The organism is Rhodococcus sp. ARC_M6 (genome assembly GCF_022810305.1).
Lineage (GTDB): Bacteria > Actinomycetota > Actinomycetes > Mycobacteriales > Mycobacteriaceae > Rhodococcus_F.
The window spans coordinates 64698-82074 of record NZ_JALGQH010000016.1 but is presented as its reverse complement, the minus strand read 5'-3'; the positions used below and the strand labels follow the sequence as shown (position 1 = coordinate 82074).

Genomic DNA, 17377 nt, shown 5'->3' with positions numbered 1-17377 from the left:
GCCAGCTTCGTAGAAATCGAGAACGGTTCACCCTGCTGTGCTGTCGATCCCGCACGCCTGCAAGCTCGGCTTCGCCGCAGCGGTGAAGTCGATGCCACGGGAGTAAGGGCCGAGCACGCCGGAGTCGACGAAGCTCTCGATCCCGCCGCCCCACTGGTTGTACTCGGATTGCAGATCGAAACTGCAGGTTTCACTGAACAACTCGATACAGGTAGTCGGTTGGCCGCCGATGGTGACAACCTATCCGCGAGCGGGTGCGAGGTGCTCTCCTGCGGGAACGCAGGTACCAGAGTGGCATGCGTCATCGTCTCTTCGATGGTGACCTGCACATCGCTGATCCCGATCTCGATGGTCGGGAGGTGATCCGATACGCGCACATCCCAATAGACCGTCATGTATCCAACCAGCCCCGACCGACCAAGCTCAGTCCCCAACTGGTGCGGCCACTGTGCCGGCCAGGTTTGGTCGATGACTCACTTCCTCGAAGCGCACCGCCCACACACACTGGTCCATCTATCTGGCCGAGAGCGCTACTGCAGATCCCACCTGATCCCTGTCAGTTGAGTCCCGCGTACGAATGGAGGCCGGAGACGACCATGTTGATGATGAAGAGGTTGAACAGCATGGCTACAAATCCCGCAATGTTTATCCAGGCGGCACGGGTATCGCGCCAACCAGAAGTGGCACGCGCGTGCAGATACGCCGCGTAGATCACCCAGGCGATGAAGGAGACCGTTTCCTTGGGATCCCACCCCCAGAACCTACCCCAGGCCGCTTCCGCCCAGATAGCTCCCAGAACCACCCCTGCCCCGAAGAGTGGGAACGCGAAGATTGTTGTCTTGTAAGCCAGTCGATCCAACACGTGAGCTTCGGGTAGACGACGCATCCATGTGCCGAGCTTCGAGTCGACGCTACTGTGAGCAAACCGGAGCCTGAGCAGAAACAGCATGCTCGATACGCCTGAGATCAGGAATACCCCACTACCGATCGAGACGATCGATACGTGGATCGGAAGCCAATACGATTGCAGGGCAGGAACGACGGGGGCGGCATTCGCGTACAGAACGGTTCCTGCCACGAACATGAGAATTAGGACTGGTATCAGAGCGAATACCCACAGGGTTCGCAGATCAGGTCTTCTTAACAGGATCAGTCCGGCGAGTACTGCCGCCGCGCATGTCAAGGTGACGAATTCATACATGTTGCCCCAGGGCACTCGTTGAGTCGCCACCCCGCGAAGGACAAGCGCACCGAGATGGAACACGAATGCGACTACCACCAGGCTCAACCCCATGTTGCCGAGCCGATCCGACATCGACCGAGGTGGGGATTCGACGATTCGCCCGGGGACTCTCGCATCGAACGCTGGTGGTACGGGGCCGGCACTCACCCCTACCGGCACCGTCAGTTTCAGCGACTCTGTGCGCACCGAGGCAAGCTGCGCACAGAAGAGGATAAGGGCAAGTAGATACACGACGAATGCCGTGCCGTAGCTGAGATCGCTGTATCGGGAAAGGGTTTCATTGATCGTCATGTCGCTCTTCTCTGCGGGCCGGTCCTTCGGTTTGCCAGATACGCCTGTGAACGGTGTCGAATTCTGCGCCCCATCCGGCGTGGTCCGTTCTCGCCAGTCCCCCGAGTTCAATCAGCGATACCTGACCGAGGTCCGATGTCTTCGACGTGATCCGTACCCAGATCCGGCGGCGCTTGATCACAAGCGAGGTGATCAGACCTGTAATCATGGTGATGGCGAAGACAAGTACCCAAACCTGAGCCGGGTCGTGAGAAACCTGAAGATTTGCGAATTCCTTTGCGCCGTCGAATGTCACTCGTGTGCCGTCCGGCAAGGTGGACGATTCCCCTGGCCGTAGATTGACTCGCGCTTGCTTGGTGAGGCGGCCCTGGTTGATCATCTCGGTATTCAGGCTGAAGATCGACTGTGGAATGCCGGTATCCAGACCTGTGTCCCCTTTGTAGATGTCGATGGCGACCGCCGGGTCGCGCATGTCCGGAAACGCTGACGTGAGAAGGGTGCCGTTGAATGCCGCAGTGGGAGCGAACAGTCCCTCGACGGCGATCTGGTTGTTGCGACGCTCCTCAGCCGATGAGTAGGTGCCCCCTGGTGGGTCGAATCGCAGCGCGCCACTGCTGAGGAAGGTCGTGGCGTCGTCCGGACGAAATTGCAGTGATTCCGTACGCGCCTGACCGTCGGGGAAAGTGACAGTGAACTGGGGTGAGATCGTCTGCGAGCAGAGCCTTCAGGAAGACGCCGGCGACTCGGTGTTGACGATCGAGAACCAGAGTCGACGGAATCACGCTGGTCGGATAATTCCCGCCCAGAGCGGCCAGGGTGCGCATCGGCGGGTCGTAGATGGAGGGGTAGGTCACCTGGTTGTCGACGACGAAGTCCTGGGCTTTGTCGCGTTGTGGATCTCGGACATTGATGCCCAGGAACTGGACGCCGAGGTCCCGAGTGGCTTCGTACGACGTTTCGAGGTCGTCGGCTTCTGCACGGCATGGCGCGCACCACTGCCCCCAGAGGTTGATCACGACCACTTGGCCTGCATAGTCGTCGAGCGAGACGTGTTCTCCTTCTTTCATCAGGTTCGGACCTGCGAGAGTGCCAATCGATCCGCGTGTTTCTGGTGGGTCATAGAAGATTTCGGTCTGTCCACCGGGAGATACGAAGTCGAAGCTACCGCCTTGCGCAACAGCATCTGTGCCAGTTGCACACGAGGTCGCGCCGAGTGCGACTATTGCAGCAGGCGCCAGTCCTCGCAGGATTCGATGGATGCGTCTCGCGCTCGGGTGAGGTGTTGCGAGTCCGGCCATCACAGATCGTCCCGATGCTGACACCGGTCGAGATCTGTTATCGGGCTGAACTTTCCGACCGGATGACTGAGTATGGGCACTGCGCAACCCTCCATGAACTACGTACTGTACTACTAAGTAGCATAGTATCTGGGTTGGTGAACCGACATGCAAGGAGGATGGGGATGGCGAAAGATTCTTCCCTGTACACATCGGGATATCGCCGCGAACGTCGCCGGCACGCGCTCGGATGGATTCTCGTTGGTATCGGCGCGGCGATGGCCTTGCTCCACGTCATCACACACCTGGGCCAACTTCATCTTCTTTCATCAGCGGGATGGCAGGACCTACTGCTCGGCTATCCGATGGCGTTCTTGATCGCCGGACTCGGATTCCTCTGCGTGCTGACACGCGCCCGGCCATCGCATTAGCTCCACTGCACTCTGACGGGCTTACGTCCTACCCGCGTTCAGGATCGCTGCGTTGCTTTCGCTGACGTCGGGAAAAGTGAGCGCCCGAGCAAGTCCTGCTGCACTCCCACAGCACGATTCTCCTTCTCCCACAGAGAGTTACCGCACCATACGCGCAACTGCGTCCCGAATTTGCTGCTTGTCGCGGAAGACTGGAGGATCGGTAATCCGCTCGACGCTGCCGTCACGCTGCACGATGAAACTCAGGGGTAGAACGGGAGGTGCGACGAGCGTTCGTTGAACCGCGTCCGCGTCACCGAACGAGGGGTAATGCACGCCGAGGTCGGCGAGCAGCGCCAAGGCGGACGACTGACTGTCCTGCACGTTGACACCGACGACTCTCACCGCACCAGGTTCCTCCGCGTATGCACTCAGAACAGGAATTTCCTCTCGGCAGGGTGCACACCACGAAGCCCACAGGTTGATCAATGCCGGTTCGCCGGCGAGTGCGCGTCCTATGTCGATTCTTTCCCGGGAACCGAGGCATGAAACGTACACGCCGGAAAGCTGTTCCGAGGGGGACCCTTGCGGATCAGGCAGGGGACACGGTTGCAATGCCGCTGCGACAGCAAGTGCCGCGAGCGAAGCATCGTCGGACGGTTCCGATTCGCCGACATGAGAGATAGGGGCGGAAGGCGGCTGCGCGACGTCGGCCGATTGACGTTCCCTGGGCCACATCGCCGCCACGAGCAGAGCGACGACCGCAAGAACGAATACTGTCGACCGCCATTGAGTTCGCATCTGATCATCTTTCGTTCATGTCGATGCCTGGCGGGATACCGAGTTTCTCGTCGCCGTGAATCAGAAAACGTTGTCTTGCAGAACTTCTCGGTATTGAGTAGCGCTTTCGGTGCGTCTCGCCGTAGTTCAGGAACTGGTGTAGTCGGTAACTTCCACGCCCCTCGATGCGAGCCACTGCTTGGGATCTACCTTTTGTCCCGAGGGGTCTGCAATCTCGAAGTGCAGATGTGGTCCGGTGGATTGACCGCGGTTTCCCACTGTCGCGATCTGTTCGCCGACTCGTACCTGCTGACCGACGCTGACGAGGGTTTCGTTGATATGGCCGTAGGTGCTGATCGAGCCGTCGTCATGTTGCAACCGAACCCACAACCCGAATCCGGAAGCGGGCCCGGAATCAATGACAGTCCCGTCGGCGACAGCGTAGATCGGTGTCCCTATCTCGTTCGCAATATCGAGCCCCGTGTGCGTGGTGCCCCATCGAGGGCCGAAATCTGAAGTGAGAGTACCGGCCACAGGCTTGACCGTGCGTGCGGCCGATCCTGTTGCTACGGATCCTGTCGAGACGGGAACCGACACGGCGGATTCGAGGGTATGGCGCTGCTCGGCCAGCCATGCGCCCTTGGCAAGCTGATCGACCAACTCGCCGGCACCTGCCATCGTCGGCGAGATAAGTGCTTGGGCCGGCGCTGCAAGCTCAACGGCGTCGGTCGCCGGATCAGGTGTTGTACGAACCTGATCGGACTCGTCGTGAACGGTGTGTGCATTCGCCAGGGCGGGGCCGGAGATCTGGCTTCCGGCGGCGATCAGCGCCCCTGCTGCGATTGCCATCGTGGCCGCAACTACCGCATTGTCTCCGCTGCGCGCAACGGTGCGATGCCTCCCGCGGACGGCAACCGGGCAATTTCCTGAAGCGACGGCCGTCGCGACGAGCTCACTGACATGCCGGGATGTGGCGCCGGCTTCCTTACGATGACGGGACAAAACTGCACTCCTTCGGGTTGTTGCACCACGCATATTTGCGATGTGGGCCACCCCTGCAGAGCAGCTCCTCCATCCGAATGTAACGAAATGATATACGAAACAACCCTCAATTACTATTCTCCTTAGTAGGTGGAACGACCAACCCGGAAAACCACGCGCACCAGCAGCGCCCCGAGAGCCAACGCAGAGATCACGATTTCGGCTGCAGGTCCGATCCGCGTCGCCACAGTGATGTCCGAGCGCAGTCCGACATCCCCTACCAGTACGTCGTCGGTGAAGATGCCGCTTTGCTGGAGCACTGCGCCGTCGGACTCGATGATCGCACTGACACCACTCGTCGCTGCCACAACCACGGGGCGCCCGTGTTCAACGGCCCGAACACGTGACATCGCAAGCTGTTGATACGTCATATCGGTACGTCCGAATGTGGCATTATTCGTTGGGACGGTGATGATTTGGGCCCCTCCTCGCACCGAGTCCCGCACCAGATCGTCGAACGCGACTTCGTAGCATGTAGCCACGGCTACGGGAATGCCGTTGAGAGTAACGACACCGTTTCCGTCGCCCGGCACAAACTTCCCGGCTTGAGCGGCGTACGACGACAGGGCGTTCATCACATTCGGTAGCGGGAGATATTCACCGAACGGGACGAGCTTGCGTTTGACGTGCTGCTCCCCCGGCCCTGAATCGGGTCCCCATACGATTGCGCTGTTCAAGGTCGTTCCGTCATCGCGCACAAGCACCGTGCCGACCAATATGGGCACTCCGACTGCCCGCGCAGCATCGGTGATGCTCGCTGCGGCATCACGATTGCGCAACGGGTCGATGTCCGAGGCATTTTCCGGCCAGATCACCAACTCCGGTCGAGGCAACCGTCCCGTATCGATGCCGGAGGCCAACTCCTTCGTCTTGGCCACGTGATTGTCCAACACCGCGCGGCGCTGCGAGTTGAAATCCAGACCAAGCCGTGGAACATTTCCTTGAACGACAGCAACCGTGCTCGTTGTCGCATTCTCGCGGGCGGGATCCGACCAGAGCACCAGCGCCGACAGGATCGGTACGGCGACAAGCGCAACGCACGCGGACATCCGCGTCCAATGTCTGCCGCTCAGCGCGGTTACCAGTCCCGCCAATCCACAACCAATGAGCGCGACGGCGAAACTCAGGCCGGGGGCGCCCGCGACGCCGGCGATGGGCAACAACACACCGTCTGCCTGTCCGAAAGCCAGACGCCCCCAGGGAAATCCACCAAAGGGAAGCCGTGATCGCACCCCTTCGAAGAGAACCCACGCCGACGTGATCCACACCACCGAAAAGGGCAGTCGGTGCAGAGCCGCGGCCATCGCACCGAAAAGTCCGATCGACAACGCTTCGATCGCCGCAAGGGCCAGCCACGGTAGTGCTCCGACGTAGACCCCCACCCAGGGCAGGAGTGGGACGAAGAACGCCAACCCCGCGAGATACCCGTACCCGAAGCCTGCTCGCACCGACCGGCCGCGCAGGACCAGCACGAACAGAGCCAACCCGGCAGGAGCCAGGTACCACGCTGAATGCGGAGGGAAACTGACGTACAGCGCCCCTCCCGCCAGCGCGGCCCCCACGATCCTTGCCGTCACCTGAACCCACTCCTGACGGGGTACCGCTATCGCAGGTCGGCGAGGGGCTACCTCCACGAGATCGACCATCGTGATTAATGCCTTTCAAGATGTACCGGAATCCACATCGCACACGACGTGTACTACTATGCAGCATAGTAGTACACGTGATTCGATTCTCCGGCTGCCTTGAAACGGCCGGTGTGCGACGGGAAAGCCGACACACTGGAACTTCTGTAAGTTCTTGCGCAGCAACGCTATATCGTCAGTTGAATATGGACGGGGCCGGTTGCGCATCGGCGGCGTCGAAGTACTGCCGAAGGAACCAATTTCAACTTTATACGCGCCGCCCCGCTCGACATCACGGAGAAAAGTGACACGCCGGGCTTCGATCGTCGTCTCACGCCCCTGGCGGATTCTCGATGGTTGTCGCGTATCCATTCGCAGATCGGTGTCGGCGGCCGTTCCACGACCGCGCGAAGACCCCCGAAACAAATTGAACCCGAAACTCTCAAGTAATAGTCGAGACTTGTGGCAGGATGAAGGTGCCGGTCCTCATCCGGCTCATCCCCACCGATGCCGGACCTCAAGGGCCGACATCGGTGCGCGAATCGCCGAAAACTCCCGTATCACAGGAAGTTCTGTCATATGCCGCAACAACGACGATCAAAATTCTCGCTGGTTCTCGGCTCCGTCGTAGCGCTAGCTGTCGCCAGCCCCCTCATCTCGCACGTTACGACGAGTACCTCCGTCGAAGTCCGCTCCACACAATCTGCGTTGGCCTCGGAATCGGCGACACAGATAGCGGACGTTGTCCTGGCGACCGTTCCTGATCTCTCGATTCCACTCGAAGAGTTGACAGGCGTCGACCTCTCAGCCTTGCTCAGGCTTGGATTGAATGTAGTTGCCGGATCCACCGGATCTGCTCTGCCTACCAATGACCTTCTTCCGCGGCCTACAGTCGAATCCGAGCCGTCGCCGATGCAGGAAATTCCCCCTGAGATGTCGGTCAAGGAAATCACTCGGGAAGATCCATTTCGGATGGTCGCGTTAACATCGAGTGGACTCACAGCGCCAGCGGCAGCCGTACGGGCACGACAGTCGGACGGAGGTTGGGGGCCATGGCTTTCGACCTCTTCAACCGACACGCTGGCGGGCCGGGGTTTGCAAGGTACGGACCCGGTGTTCGTCGGAACAACGAATGCCGTCCAACTCCTGGTCCCTTCGATACAGGATCAGTCGGTGCCGGATGAGCAGCCAAGTCCACTGCCTCCAGATGTCCCTGCCCCTGCTACTGCCTACGCTCCTGCTGCACTGGCGCAACCCTTGGTTCGCTCCCCTGGCCAGAACAGTGATGTCTCTGCCGTACTCATCGAACCAGGAAGCGGCCCGGCATCACCCCCGAAATCAGATGGCACCGATGCAAGTCCCGGATTCTCGGTAATCAGCCGCGCACAATGGGGAGCCGACGAATCCCTTCGCTGCGAGGAACCCGTCTATGACGAGTTCCTCGGTGGAGCCGTCGTTCACCATACCGCCGGAAGCAACGAGTATTCCAAGGAAGAATCCGCCGATATCGTGCGTGGTATCTATGCCTACCACGCACAAACTCTCGGATGGTGCGACATCGGTTACAACGCTCTTGTCGACAAATACGGTCAAATCTTCGAAGGCCGGGCCGGCGGTCTCGACAAACCCGTGCAGGGAGCGCACACCGGCGGATTCAATGAAAACACAGTAGGCGTGGCAATGATGGGCGATTACACGTCAGAGGAGCCGACATCTTCCGAAATCAACACCGTGGGAACCTTTTTGGGATGGAGGCTGAAGCTTGCCGCCCTGGATCCACTGGGACGCACGACCATGTACTCGGAAGGAACCGAATTCACGTCGTTCCCCGAGGGTGCCGCCGTCGATGTCCCGATAATTTCTGCGCACCGCGACCTCGGTAATACCGCCGATCCCGGAGAGAAGGGGTACGCACAGATGGATACCATCCGAAATATTGCGGCCTCGTACAGCGCCGGGTCCGACCCGGCGCCGCAGAACACCGCAGTCCCAGACAACACGCGCCTGAACCCCCTTCTCGGAAAGGAAGATCCGAAACCGGAAGAGTCCGCGACCTTAGCAAAATGGACCTTGTCAGGCGCACGGGACGGACCTCTGGGACACCCGGTCGCAAGCGATTTCCCTACCCCCGAAGGCATCATCCGATCCAACTATCAACATGGTGCCATCTATGAGATCGTCGGCAACGCATGGGTAATTCTCGGTCGAATCTACGAAGCATGGAAAGCGTTGGGAGCGGAGAACAGCACGCTCGGACTACCTATCAGCGATGAGTACCACACTGTTGACGGCGAACGCTCCGATTTCGAGGGCGGGTCTTTACTATTCGACACATATACCGGAACTGTCACCCGACTACCTTGAAATCGGCGTCAGCATCGCGATAGCCCGAGTCATCTTCCTGCCGAACAAGACTCGACCACCCCGCAGACACAAAAGCACTTGGCGCTCCCGAATGCCGGACACCGACGTTCGGGAGCGCGACATCAAAGTCCTCCGTACCCCACTGAGCATCGATCAGCATTGCGTGCGGTTCTCCTATCCCCGTTCTGAGGGCACAGTGCCGACCAAGTCTTTCGACACAGGAACGCCCACTGCGCATGACCGCTCACCTTTCAGTCGCTGCCGAAAAGCCGCCGCCATCAAGCACAGTGAAATCAGCCCTAACACCGGCTGTATCGGTGCCCACACATTCAGAGCGCCCGTCACACCAACAGTCATGATCACCAATTTGTTGCACACCGGACAGCCAACGGCCAACAGGGACAGCGCATTGCTGCCGATACCGATGCGCGAGGGTACGGCAGAACCGGATTGCGTTCGAACATACGTCGCGAGTATCAATCCACTCAACATCGCAGTCGCGATCCACACCGGATAGTTCCACCACAGCACCGGCGTCATCCGCTGGTAGAACGAGGTCGGAACAATCCCTGTGGGTACGCCCACGATGAGCGCTGCAGCAACCGCACCTGCCAATGCAGTGATCCAACGCCAGACCGACCAATTCATCATCGCCTACGACCCTCCCCGCAGTGAACTACTAATAGAGATAGTAGTTCACTGTGTGGCGTGTGTGGAATCGGCGATCCGTCCCGAGCGACTGCTGGAGCCCACCCGACAGGGGTATCACCGACGCTCACTGCGCTGCCTCGTACATCTCCACCATATTCCGTGCACCTCTTTTCCCTCTATCGGCCGCCACCGCCTCTGGACACACCGATTGCGAACGTCACCATCCCGTTGGGCGCACAATGGAGATGAGCTGAACAACGGTCGATCACGCTCTGGCACTGGCACCGCAAAGTTTTCGTCCGAGACTGCGGCCGCCCCACGTGAACAGGAAGGCTGCCCGTGGATCCCACCTCTCCGATTACTGGTGGCGCGCCATCGGCTCCGGTCGCCCATCCACTCGTGCAGGCCGGTTCGCCCACGACTGGACTGTTCTGCGCCGACCTGTTGTCTGCTGTCGTCTCCTCGCCATCCCATGGCGGGTCCGAGACGGGGTCAGGAAACACCCCCCGATGACCGGCTCATCCGTCGACAGTGGATTCGCGGCGGCATTCTCACATCGCCCAGCACGACTACGCATGTTGTGGATCACTGCTTCCCTCGGAGCCTGTTTCCTCGGCGTCCGGTGGGGGCTCCGAGACGCGCCGCTATTGTGGTTCGCCGCACTGAGAGCCTTGCTCGGTGGAGCCGCACTGGCTGCTGTTGCCATCGCCCAGCGCCGACCGCTGCCGCGGTCCGCAGCTACCTGGGGCGGGATCGGGGTCCTCGGGCTTATCAACGTCAGCTTGGCATTCTGGGCGATGTTCGCCGGAATCGCCGGGCTCGCAACCGGTACTGCTGCCGTACTCGCGAATGCGCAGCCGCTGCTGATTCTGCTACCCGCATGGTGGCTGTTCGGCGAGCGTGTGACCGCACGGACCGGCTTGGCATTGGTCGTTGGGTTCGGAGGGTTGTTGGTCGTGGCGGTCCCCGGCGGCGGCGGTCAGGGTGCGCTGTTGTCGCTGTTGTCCGCCGCCGCGGTCACTACGGGGACACTGATGGTGCGCCGATTGGACGGCGTCGACGTAGTGGTGGCGAGCGCAGCGCACCTTCTGTTGGGGGGTACGGTCCTGGCGAGCGTGGCCTTCGCGATGGAAGGCGTTCCGCATATCGACTGGACTCCACGGTTCGTAGCAGTTCTGATTTTTCTCGGGCTGATCGCGACCGCAGCGACAACCTTGGCCTGGTTCGTGGAGACTCGGCGGTGCCCTCTGTCCACGCTCACACCCTGGATGTTTCTTGTCCCCATCTTTGGCCTGCTCATCGGTATTGCCGCCCTGCACGAACGCCCCGACGCATGGATGGTGACTGGAATTGTCTTGGTCCTAATCAGTATGCGGGTGGCTCTAACGAAACATCCCACCACCGGGGCCGGCCCACCGGGCCACCTGTATGTCGCGGACTCAGCTGTAGACAAGCTGGAGGTCCACCACAAGCCTCCAAATCCGCAACCACCCCATGATGATCCATGACCACGATCAGCTCGCGCACTCCGGTTCTGGGACCGCTACCTCACGTCGACGATTGGAACTACGCCTTCCGGATGAATAGTGGCTGGCCGCATGAATTCCCAGGTGCAATAACGGACCTTACTCGCCCTTGTTCAAGAGAATGACTTTGCTCGTCGGCGGCCTTCCCGAACGTCAGGCGGCGACTCGTCATCGGTTCCGCGACTGGACCTGCACATCGCGGTTCACACTCCACAACGATGCAAGCACCCGGCAGTAGGAATCATGGACCATATCGTATGCATCCGGTGCCGACAGGTTGCCTCGACCGGTACCGATGATCGCACCAGCCACGAACAGGGCACGGTTTGCCAATGACGCTGTATCACTACCGATTTCGACAAGATCACTGCTCAGTCGCGCTGCGGCGTCCATCACCTGGTCAGGCAACACCCGCGCGAGTTGAACATCGACCCCAGCGTTTCCATTCCGCGGATGTTCGATCACTCCGACATAGTCGCAGGTAAGGCGCTCTTCCGCAGTGCCGATCGCCTTCCGTAGGGCCCGTGCGTGACAACGAAGTCTCCACGGCGATCGAATACGACGTGCGGTGACAACGGGGATTTCACGAAGCGTCGCGGCGGAGCGACCGAGGCCCGCACCAGCGAACATGAGCGGCACGAGTTCACGGATCAACCAATCGACCAGCGCGGCTGTCATCTCGTCTGTCGCCGGGACAGTGATCACCGAAACCGTATCCGATCTCATGTTCGCGTCCTACCTTCACTTTCATGCTCGCCGCACACGAAATACATTGCGCACATGTCATTTTCGAGCGCATGATCGGCTTACTGGGATCTGTCTCCCGTAAGTGGACTCGCAGGGGGATGGGACCTCCCCACGTGAGCTTCCGCGCGAAGACGCTCGACCATATGCGGGTAGTGCATCTCGAACGCCGGACGCTCCGAGCGAATGGGCGGCAGCTCGGTGAAGTTGTGACGCGGCGGCGGGCAACTGGTCGCCCACTCGAGAGAATTACCGTAGCCCCACGGGTCGTCGACGGTAACGACTTCGCCATATCGATAGCTCCTGAAGACGTTCCAGATGAACGGCAGTGTGGATGCGCCCAAGACGAACGCTCCGATCGTCGAAATGGAGTTCAGTACCGTAAATCCGTCCGAGGGAAGGTAGTCCGCATAGCGACGCGGCATACCTTCGGCGCCGAGCCAGTGCTGCACGAGAAACGTCATATGGAAACCGATGAACGTCGTCCAGAAATGCCATTTGCCCAGCCGTTCGTCCATCATCCGGCCTGTCATCTTGGGAAACCAGAAGTAGATCCCCGCGTACGTGGCAAATACGACGGTGCCGAAGACGACATAGTGGAAGTGGGCCACGACGAAGTAACTGTCGGTGACCTGAAAGTCCAGTGGCGGACTGGCCAAGAGCACTCCGGAGAGGCCGCCGAACAGGAAGGTGATCAAGAAACCGATGGAGAACAGCATCGGGGATTCGAAAGTCAGTTGACCTTTCCACATGGTCCCGATCCAGTTGAAGATCTTGACCCCTGTCGGCACTGCGATGAGGAAGGTCATGAAGGAGAAGAAGGGAAGCAGGACCGCGCCTGTTGCGTACATGTGGTGGGCCCAGACAGCGATCGACAGGGCCGCGATAGCGAGCGTCGCGTAGACCAGACCGGTGTAGCCGAAGATCGGTTTACGACTGAAGACCGGGAAGATTTCGGACACGATACCGAAGAAGGGTAGCGCGATGATGTACACCTCGGGGTGACCGAAGAACCAGAAGAGGTTCTGCCACAGCAAGACTCCCCCGTTGGCTGGATCGAACAGATGACCGCCCAGCCTGCGGTCGACGAGGAGGCCGGCCAACGCTGCGGTGAGGAGTGGGAACGCGAGGAGGATCAAGATGGAAGTGATGAAGATGTTCCATGTGAAGATCGGCATGCGAAACATCGTCATGCCCGGTGCGCGAAGGCAGATGACCGTCGTGATCATGTTGACACCGCCGAGAATGGTCCCCAGTCCCGATAACGCCAGTCCGACGATCCACATGTCCGCACCCACCCCCGGCGAGCTCACGGCGGAGCTCAGTGGCGTGTACGCAGTCCATCCGAAGTCGGCCGCACCTCCGGGGGTGACGAATCCGGCCGTCGTGATAATCGCTCCGAACAAATACAGCCAGTAGCTGAAGGCGTTCAACCGGGGAAATGCCACGTCGGGCGCGCCGATCTGCAGTGGGAGAACGAAATTGGCGAAGCCGAACACGACTGGGGTTGCGTAGAGCAGCAGCATAATCGTTCCGTGCATAGTGAACAGTTGGTTGTACTGCTCGTTCGACAGGAACTGCATCCCCGGTATTGCGAGCTCGCTGCGCATAATCAGCGCCATCAGCCCGCCGATCAGGAAGAAGGCAAACGAGGTGAACAGATACATGGCCCCGAGTGCCTTGGGGTCGGTCGTGGTGATCATTTTGGCAATAAACGACCCTTTCGCTCCTCTCTGGGGGTAAGGCCGCGCGGCAACCGGCGTGGGTGCGATGGCGATCATAGGTTGCCCGCTTCCTGTCGAGTCGTTCCTAATGGCACACCGCGAGCATAAGCTAACTACTATCGCACATAGTAGTTCAGGGTCGAAAGACTCACATTTTCATCAAAACCCCATGGCTGCAACCGTTCACAACACAGCACTCGGCACTTCACCACCACTCAAGCGGCAACCTGCCGGGTTGCAGGCCCGGCGAACAACGGACAAGAAAGCGCCCTATTCCCCTGCCATCCCGCCTGAATTTTCGAAGCTCGGCTACCCTGCATCCGAGTCTCATCGAGGAATTCCGCGCGCCTACAACACCGTGAGGCTCCCGATGAACAAGTCCCGTATTCAGTCCTCCGACAGCAGTGACACCAACGGGCGCACGAGTGCACCGCCGCCGTCTGAGGTCCTCCGAGCCCGGACCGACGCCCATCCAGGCAAGAGCCAGTCCGTACGTGCGGTCGAAGGCTACATGCCGGGCGGAAGAAGCACTCGGCCGTCCGCCTTCCATGCCTTCATTCCGCCACCGAGTTCGACTATTTTGGTGAATCCCAACGCGGAGAGTGTTCGAACTGCTATTTCACTCATCCGTCCTGTCATGCAGTAGACAGCAATCGGTGTCGCCCTATCACGTGGCAGTTCGGCAATGCGTTGATCGAGCCGATCAAACGGAATCCTTGCATTCGTCCCTGCGATCGATCCCTCATCCGGCGTATGGACGTCCAGGACGTAATAGTCCTGCGACGAAACCGCGACGGCGAACGCAGGAACATCGACTCTCACTGAGAGCGCACCCTGTTCAACAGCTCTATCCGCCGGGACTGCGGCCCCACAACCGGCTACCAACACAACGACAACCAGGATGAGAGAAATACCCATGATGCGACAGTTCCCGCTCCCCCCGCGCAGTTGCATGTGACGATCCGAACGAAGCACAAACAACGACGTCACCAATTTCATGAACGGCACCTGCCTCTCGATTCGGCGGACGCGGTGTCGTGGTCATCATGCAGCCTCACTGCGTCACATCCACGCCACCGAGAGGAACTACTACCAACCATAGTACATTGCGGCGTCCGGCACCGATACCACAGTAAAAGCTTGTGACCCTGCGACTTTCAGGAACATATCCGAATCAGAGCGAGCCGTCCTATACGTTGCACTCACGCGATATGACTTGTTCCACGGAGGACGTTGCCGAGCCCACCTCACGCCGTCGTGCCATAAGTATCAGTCGGTCAGCATCCGAGTCGATTCAGAACTAACGACACCTGAATGCAACGACTTTCGATGACTGCGAAACCTCCGGCGAAGACGCCGGGACAGCACCTAGAGGAGCCTGGTCACATTGGGAACCATGCCATCCCAACGCACTGGGGAAACCTTGACCATATCGCCTGATTGCGGTGCTTCGAGCATCTGATTGTTGCCGAGGTAGAGCGCTTCATGCTGACTTGCATTGGGACCGTAGAAGATCAGGTCGCCTCGCTTCATTTGAGATGCTGGAACCTGCCTTCCCGCGGTGTATTGATATCCGGAATAGTGAGGGAGAGAGATTCCCACACCCGCAAACGCGTACATCATGATTCCGGAACAGTCGAAACCGACGTTCTCGAAGTCGCCGAAGCTATCCGCGACTCCACCGTCACGTATTCCGAGGGTCGGTCCGTTTGCGTCCCCGCCTCCCCAGGAGTAGCGCACACCGAGTTGTGACATTGCGCGGTCGATAACGGTTTCGATGGCGGCATCGCCCGTGGCCTGGTTCTCACCACCACTTTCCTCACCGCCGGGCGGTGGTGTCGTTGGTGTCGTCGTTACCGTCGGCACCCTCACCGGAGAGGAGGGAGCAGTCGTCGTGACCGTCGGCACCCTCACCGGAGAGGAGGGAGTAGTCGTCGTGACCGTCGGCACCCTCACCGGGGCAGTCGAGGTGGTCGGCACCTTCATTTCGGAGGGAGGGTCATCGCTGATCTGCGTATGTGGTCGCTGCCTGCTGGCAATGTCCGCTGCCCGATCACGGGCCGCTTGATCTGCTGCGACCCTGGCCGCTGCCTCCGAAGCTGCTTGCTGTGCTGCTGCAACTGCCGCAACTGCAGCTGCCTCTTCTGCCCGACGCTGAGTATCCCATTGGGTATAGACCTGCCGCTGATTCTGTAGTCCCGCCACGCTGTTTCGAGCTGCGTCCAACTCGACTTGTACTGAATCGCGCTCCTTCATGACCGCTGTCTGTTGGACTGCTGCCGATTTCTGCGCATCCGTCACGCGCTGGATTGCGTCCACTGCGAACGTTTTGTTGTCTTCCGCTCGCGCTGCGGCGGCATCGGCAGCCGACTGGGCCGCCCGCGCGACAGATTCCTTGTTCGATTGCGCCGTTCGTGCGCGCTGAAGGTCGTCCATTACCGCGCTGTGTTTCTTCGTAATCATCCGTATCAGGTCAGCTTTGGCCAAGAGATCGTCAGCACTGTCGGTTCCGAGGAAGACCGTCAGCGAGCCGGCCGTGCTGCCCTGCCGGTAGCTTGCTGCGACGAAATCGTCGAACTGCCTCTGCGCCAACTCGATTGCCTGCCCTGCCACCCCCATATCCGTGCGTGCTGCCGTCACCGCAGCAGCGGCGACCGCAGCGACATCACGCGACGTCTGTAGGTCCACCAGAGCTTTGTTCACGTCCTCCCGCTTGATCGCTACCTGTGAAGCGATCTCGGCGAGTCGAGCATTGGCCGAGGCCACGTCATTGATCAGCTCACCGATACGACCCAGGTTTTGATCCACCTGCGAGCCGGCCTGCTGCAACTGGGAATCGCTCGGATTCGGTGGTGGCGCCGGAACTGCCATGGCGATGCCGGGAAAGGATGCAACTATCGATCCGGCAAGAGCCAAACCGAGGACAGCCCGATTAATTCGGGCACGCACGCGTACCGGTTGAATTCGTTGCTTCACAACACCCCCTGCGACGTGGTGGCTCAGCCGACCCGATACACCCATGTACTAAGGACCATAGTAGATAAGTATCACCAACTGCCTCATATGACAAAATGCGTCACATCTTTCTCTTGAGCACCAAGTTCGATCGACTGCGCGAAAGAAACCCATCGTTCCTGCAGGGCATTGGCATCGAGCCGCGGCGTGGCGGACTCGAGAACTGGCGTCGTTCACGCCTTGTTGAATCGTCGCCAAGTAAGATCGACCCACCTCCGGCTGCACGGGTGAACAAAATGTGCAAAAAGTGCAACTATGGTCGCATCACGCGATTACTGTTGCGCCCTATGAAGGTTCGCTACAGGGCGACGGTAACCGCCGCGGTGTGCAGCTTGTCCCCGGTCTGGCACTCTCCGAACAGTCGTCAGTTGCCGGGTTTGGAGAGTGCCGCGGGGATGTCGAATTCCGGGCCGCGCTGATCGCTGCCGATGGGGGTCGGTCGGGTCCGCAAAAGCGAGACTTTGTGCGTGGAATGCAGTGACGTGAATGTAGGCATCCACATGGAGCTGCATGCCGGAGACGGGTCGGCCGCCCTTGCCGATTGCCATAACGAGCTTGCCTTACTGTCCGAGTGCGAGTTTCCCTTGCGCCAGTGAGTCTGTAACCGTCGATCTCTGCCGACGGCATGGCCTGCTCTTCAACCGGGACCGTGATTACACGCGAAAGTACCTGCGTCTCGGGGATTT

13 protein-coding genes and 2 pseudogenes are annotated in these 17377 nt (G+C 59.8%); 3 read left to right on the top strand and 12 right to left on the bottom strand.

Features of this window, described 5'->3' with window-relative positions:
• Positions 1–27 precede the first annotated feature (27 nt).
• From MTX36_RS17535 to MTX36_RS17520, 4 genes and pseudogenes are all read right to left on the bottom strand, one after another.
• Complete coding sequence (locus tag MTX36_RS17535) at positions 28–201, bottom strand: hypothetical protein (protein ID WP_243621014.1); 174 nt, start codon at positions 199–201, stop codon at positions 28–30.
• Between the two features lie 355 nt (positions 202–556).
• The gene (gene ccsB, locus MTX36_RS17530) at positions 557–1534 is read right to left on the bottom strand and encodes a c-type cytochrome biogenesis protein CcsB (RefSeq protein WP_243620970.1); all 978 of its coding nucleotides are present in this window, start codon (positions 1532–1534) and stop codon (positions 557–559) included.
• A pseudogene (locus MTX36_RS17525) lies at positions 1521–2237 on the bottom strand (cytochrome c biogenesis protein ResB); the annotation flags it as partial. The gene ccsB and the pseudogene MTX36_RS17525, both read right to left, overlap by 14 nt.
• Positions 2227–2832: pseudogene (locus MTX36_RS17520) on the bottom strand (TlpA disulfide reductase family protein); the annotation flags it as partial. The pseudogenes MTX36_RS17525 and MTX36_RS17520, both read right to left, overlap by 11 nt.
• Positions 2833–2996: 164 nt before the next feature.
• Between MTX36_RS17520 and MTX36_RS17515 the strand changes: the two are divergent.
• Positions 2997–3242: a hypothetical protein gene (locus MTX36_RS17515; protein ID WP_243620969.1), complete on the top strand. Its 246-nt coding sequence runs from the start codon at positions 2997–2999 to the stop codon at positions 3240–3242.
• 138 nt (positions 3243–3380) lie between these two features.
• On the opposite strand, the gene MTX36_RS17510 is transcribed toward MTX36_RS17515, so the two are convergent.
• From MTX36_RS17510 to lnt, 3 genes are all read right to left on the bottom strand, one after another.
• Entirely contained in the window at positions 3381–4022 is a 642-nt protein-coding gene (locus MTX36_RS17510; protein WP_243620968.1) for a TlpA disulfide reductase family protein, read from the bottom strand.
• 126 nt (positions 4023–4148) lie between these two features.
• The gene (locus MTX36_RS17505; protein WP_243620967.1) at positions 4149–5003 is read right to left on the bottom strand and encodes a M23 family metallopeptidase; all 855 of its coding nucleotides are present in this window, start codon (positions 5001–5003) and stop codon (positions 4149–4151) included.
• A 122-nt stretch (positions 5004–5125) separates the two neighbouring features.
• Positions 5126–6619, bottom strand: coding sequence for an apolipoprotein N-acyltransferase (lnt, locus tag MTX36_RS17500; protein WP_243620966.1), 1494 nt, complete (start codon positions 6617–6619; stop codon positions 5126–5128).
• Positions 6620–7246: 627 nt separating this feature from the next.
• Between lnt and MTX36_RS17495 the strand changes: the two genes are divergently transcribed.
• On the top strand, positions 7247–9031 hold the full coding sequence (locus MTX36_RS17495) for an N-acetylmuramoyl-L-alanine amidase (protein ID WP_243620965.1): 1785 nt from the start codon (positions 7247–7249) through the stop codon (positions 9029–9031).
• Positions 9032–9205: 174 nt separating this feature from the next.
• Here the strand turns inward: MTX36_RS17495 and MTX36_RS17490 are convergent, their stop codons facing one another.
• Positions 9206–9682 carry a hypothetical protein gene (locus MTX36_RS17490; RefSeq protein ID WP_243620964.1) on the bottom strand — a complete coding sequence of 159 codons (477 nt, stop codon included), beginning with the start codon at positions 9680–9682 and terminating at the stop codon, positions 9206–9208.
• 509 nt (positions 9683–10191) lie between these two features.
• Here MTX36_RS17490 and MTX36_RS17485 point away from each other — a divergent pair.
• A complete protein-coding gene (locus MTX36_RS17485) occupies positions 10192–11190 on the top strand; it encodes a DMT family transporter (RefSeq protein ID WP_243620963.1) in 999 nt (332 codons plus the stop codon).
• A 186-nt stretch (positions 11191–11376) separates the two neighbouring features.
• Here MTX36_RS17485 and MTX36_RS17480 read toward each other — a convergent pair whose 3' ends face one another.
• The 4 genes from MTX36_RS17480 to MTX36_RS17465 form a co-directional block, all read right to left on the bottom strand.
• On the bottom strand, positions 11377–11934 hold the full coding sequence (locus MTX36_RS17480; protein WP_243620962.1) for a hypothetical protein: 558 nt from the start codon (positions 11932–11934) through the stop codon (positions 11377–11379).
• Between the two features lie 80 nt (positions 11935–12014).
• Complete coding sequence (gene ctaD / locus MTX36_RS17475; protein ID WP_243620961.1) at positions 12015–13733, bottom strand: cytochrome c oxidase subunit I; 1719 nt, start codon at positions 13731–13733, stop codon at positions 12015–12017.
• 450 nt (positions 13734–14183) lie between these two features.
• Positions 14184–14594, bottom strand: a complete 411-nt coding sequence (locus MTX36_RS17470; protein ID WP_243620960.1) for a rhodanese-like domain-containing protein — start codon at positions 14592–14594, stop codon at positions 14184–14186.
• 450 nt (positions 14595–15044) lie between these two features.
• Positions 15045–16652: an NlpC/P60 family protein gene (locus MTX36_RS17465; protein ID WP_243620959.1), complete on the bottom strand. Its 1608-nt coding sequence runs from the start codon at positions 16650–16652 to the stop codon at positions 15045–15047.
• Positions 16653–17377 lie beyond the last annotated feature (725 nt).

Bases quoted from the DNA above. Each gene is read 5' to 3' on its own strand.
- ccsB (WP_243620970.1), bottom strand. From the start codon at position 1,534: ATGACGATCAATGAAACCCTTTCCCGATACAGCGATCTCAGCTACGGC.
- MTX36_RS17515 (WP_243620969.1), top strand. From the start codon at position 2,997: ATGGCGAAAGATTCTTCCCTGTACACATCGGGATATCGCCGCGAACGT.
- MTX36_RS17510 (WP_243620968.1), bottom strand. From the start codon at position 4,022: ATGCGAACTCAATGGCGGTCGACAGTATTCGTTCTTGCGGTCGTCGCT.
- MTX36_RS17495 (WP_243620965.1), top strand. From the start codon at position 7,247: ATGCCGCAACAACGACGATCAAAATTCTCGCTGGTTCTCGGCTCCGTC.
- MTX36_RS17490 (WP_243620964.1), bottom strand. From the start codon at position 9,682: ATGATGAATTGGTCGGTCTGGCGTTGGATCACTGCATTGGCAGGTGCG.
- MTX36_RS17485 (WP_243620963.1), top strand. From the start codon at position 10,192: ATGACCGGCTCATCCGTCGACAGTGGATTCGCGGCGGCATTCTCACAT.
- MTX36_RS17480 (WP_243620962.1), bottom strand. From the start codon at position 11,934: ATGAGATCGGATACGGTTTCGGTGATCACTGTCCCGGCGACAGACGAG.
- ctaD (WP_243620961.1), bottom strand. From the start codon at position 13,733: ATGATCGCCATCGCACCCACGCCGGTTGCCGCGCGGCCTTACCCCCAG.
- MTX36_RS17470 (WP_243620960.1), bottom strand. From the start codon at position 14,594: ATGGGTATTTCTCTCATCCTGGTTGTCGTTGTGTTGGTAGCCGGTTGT.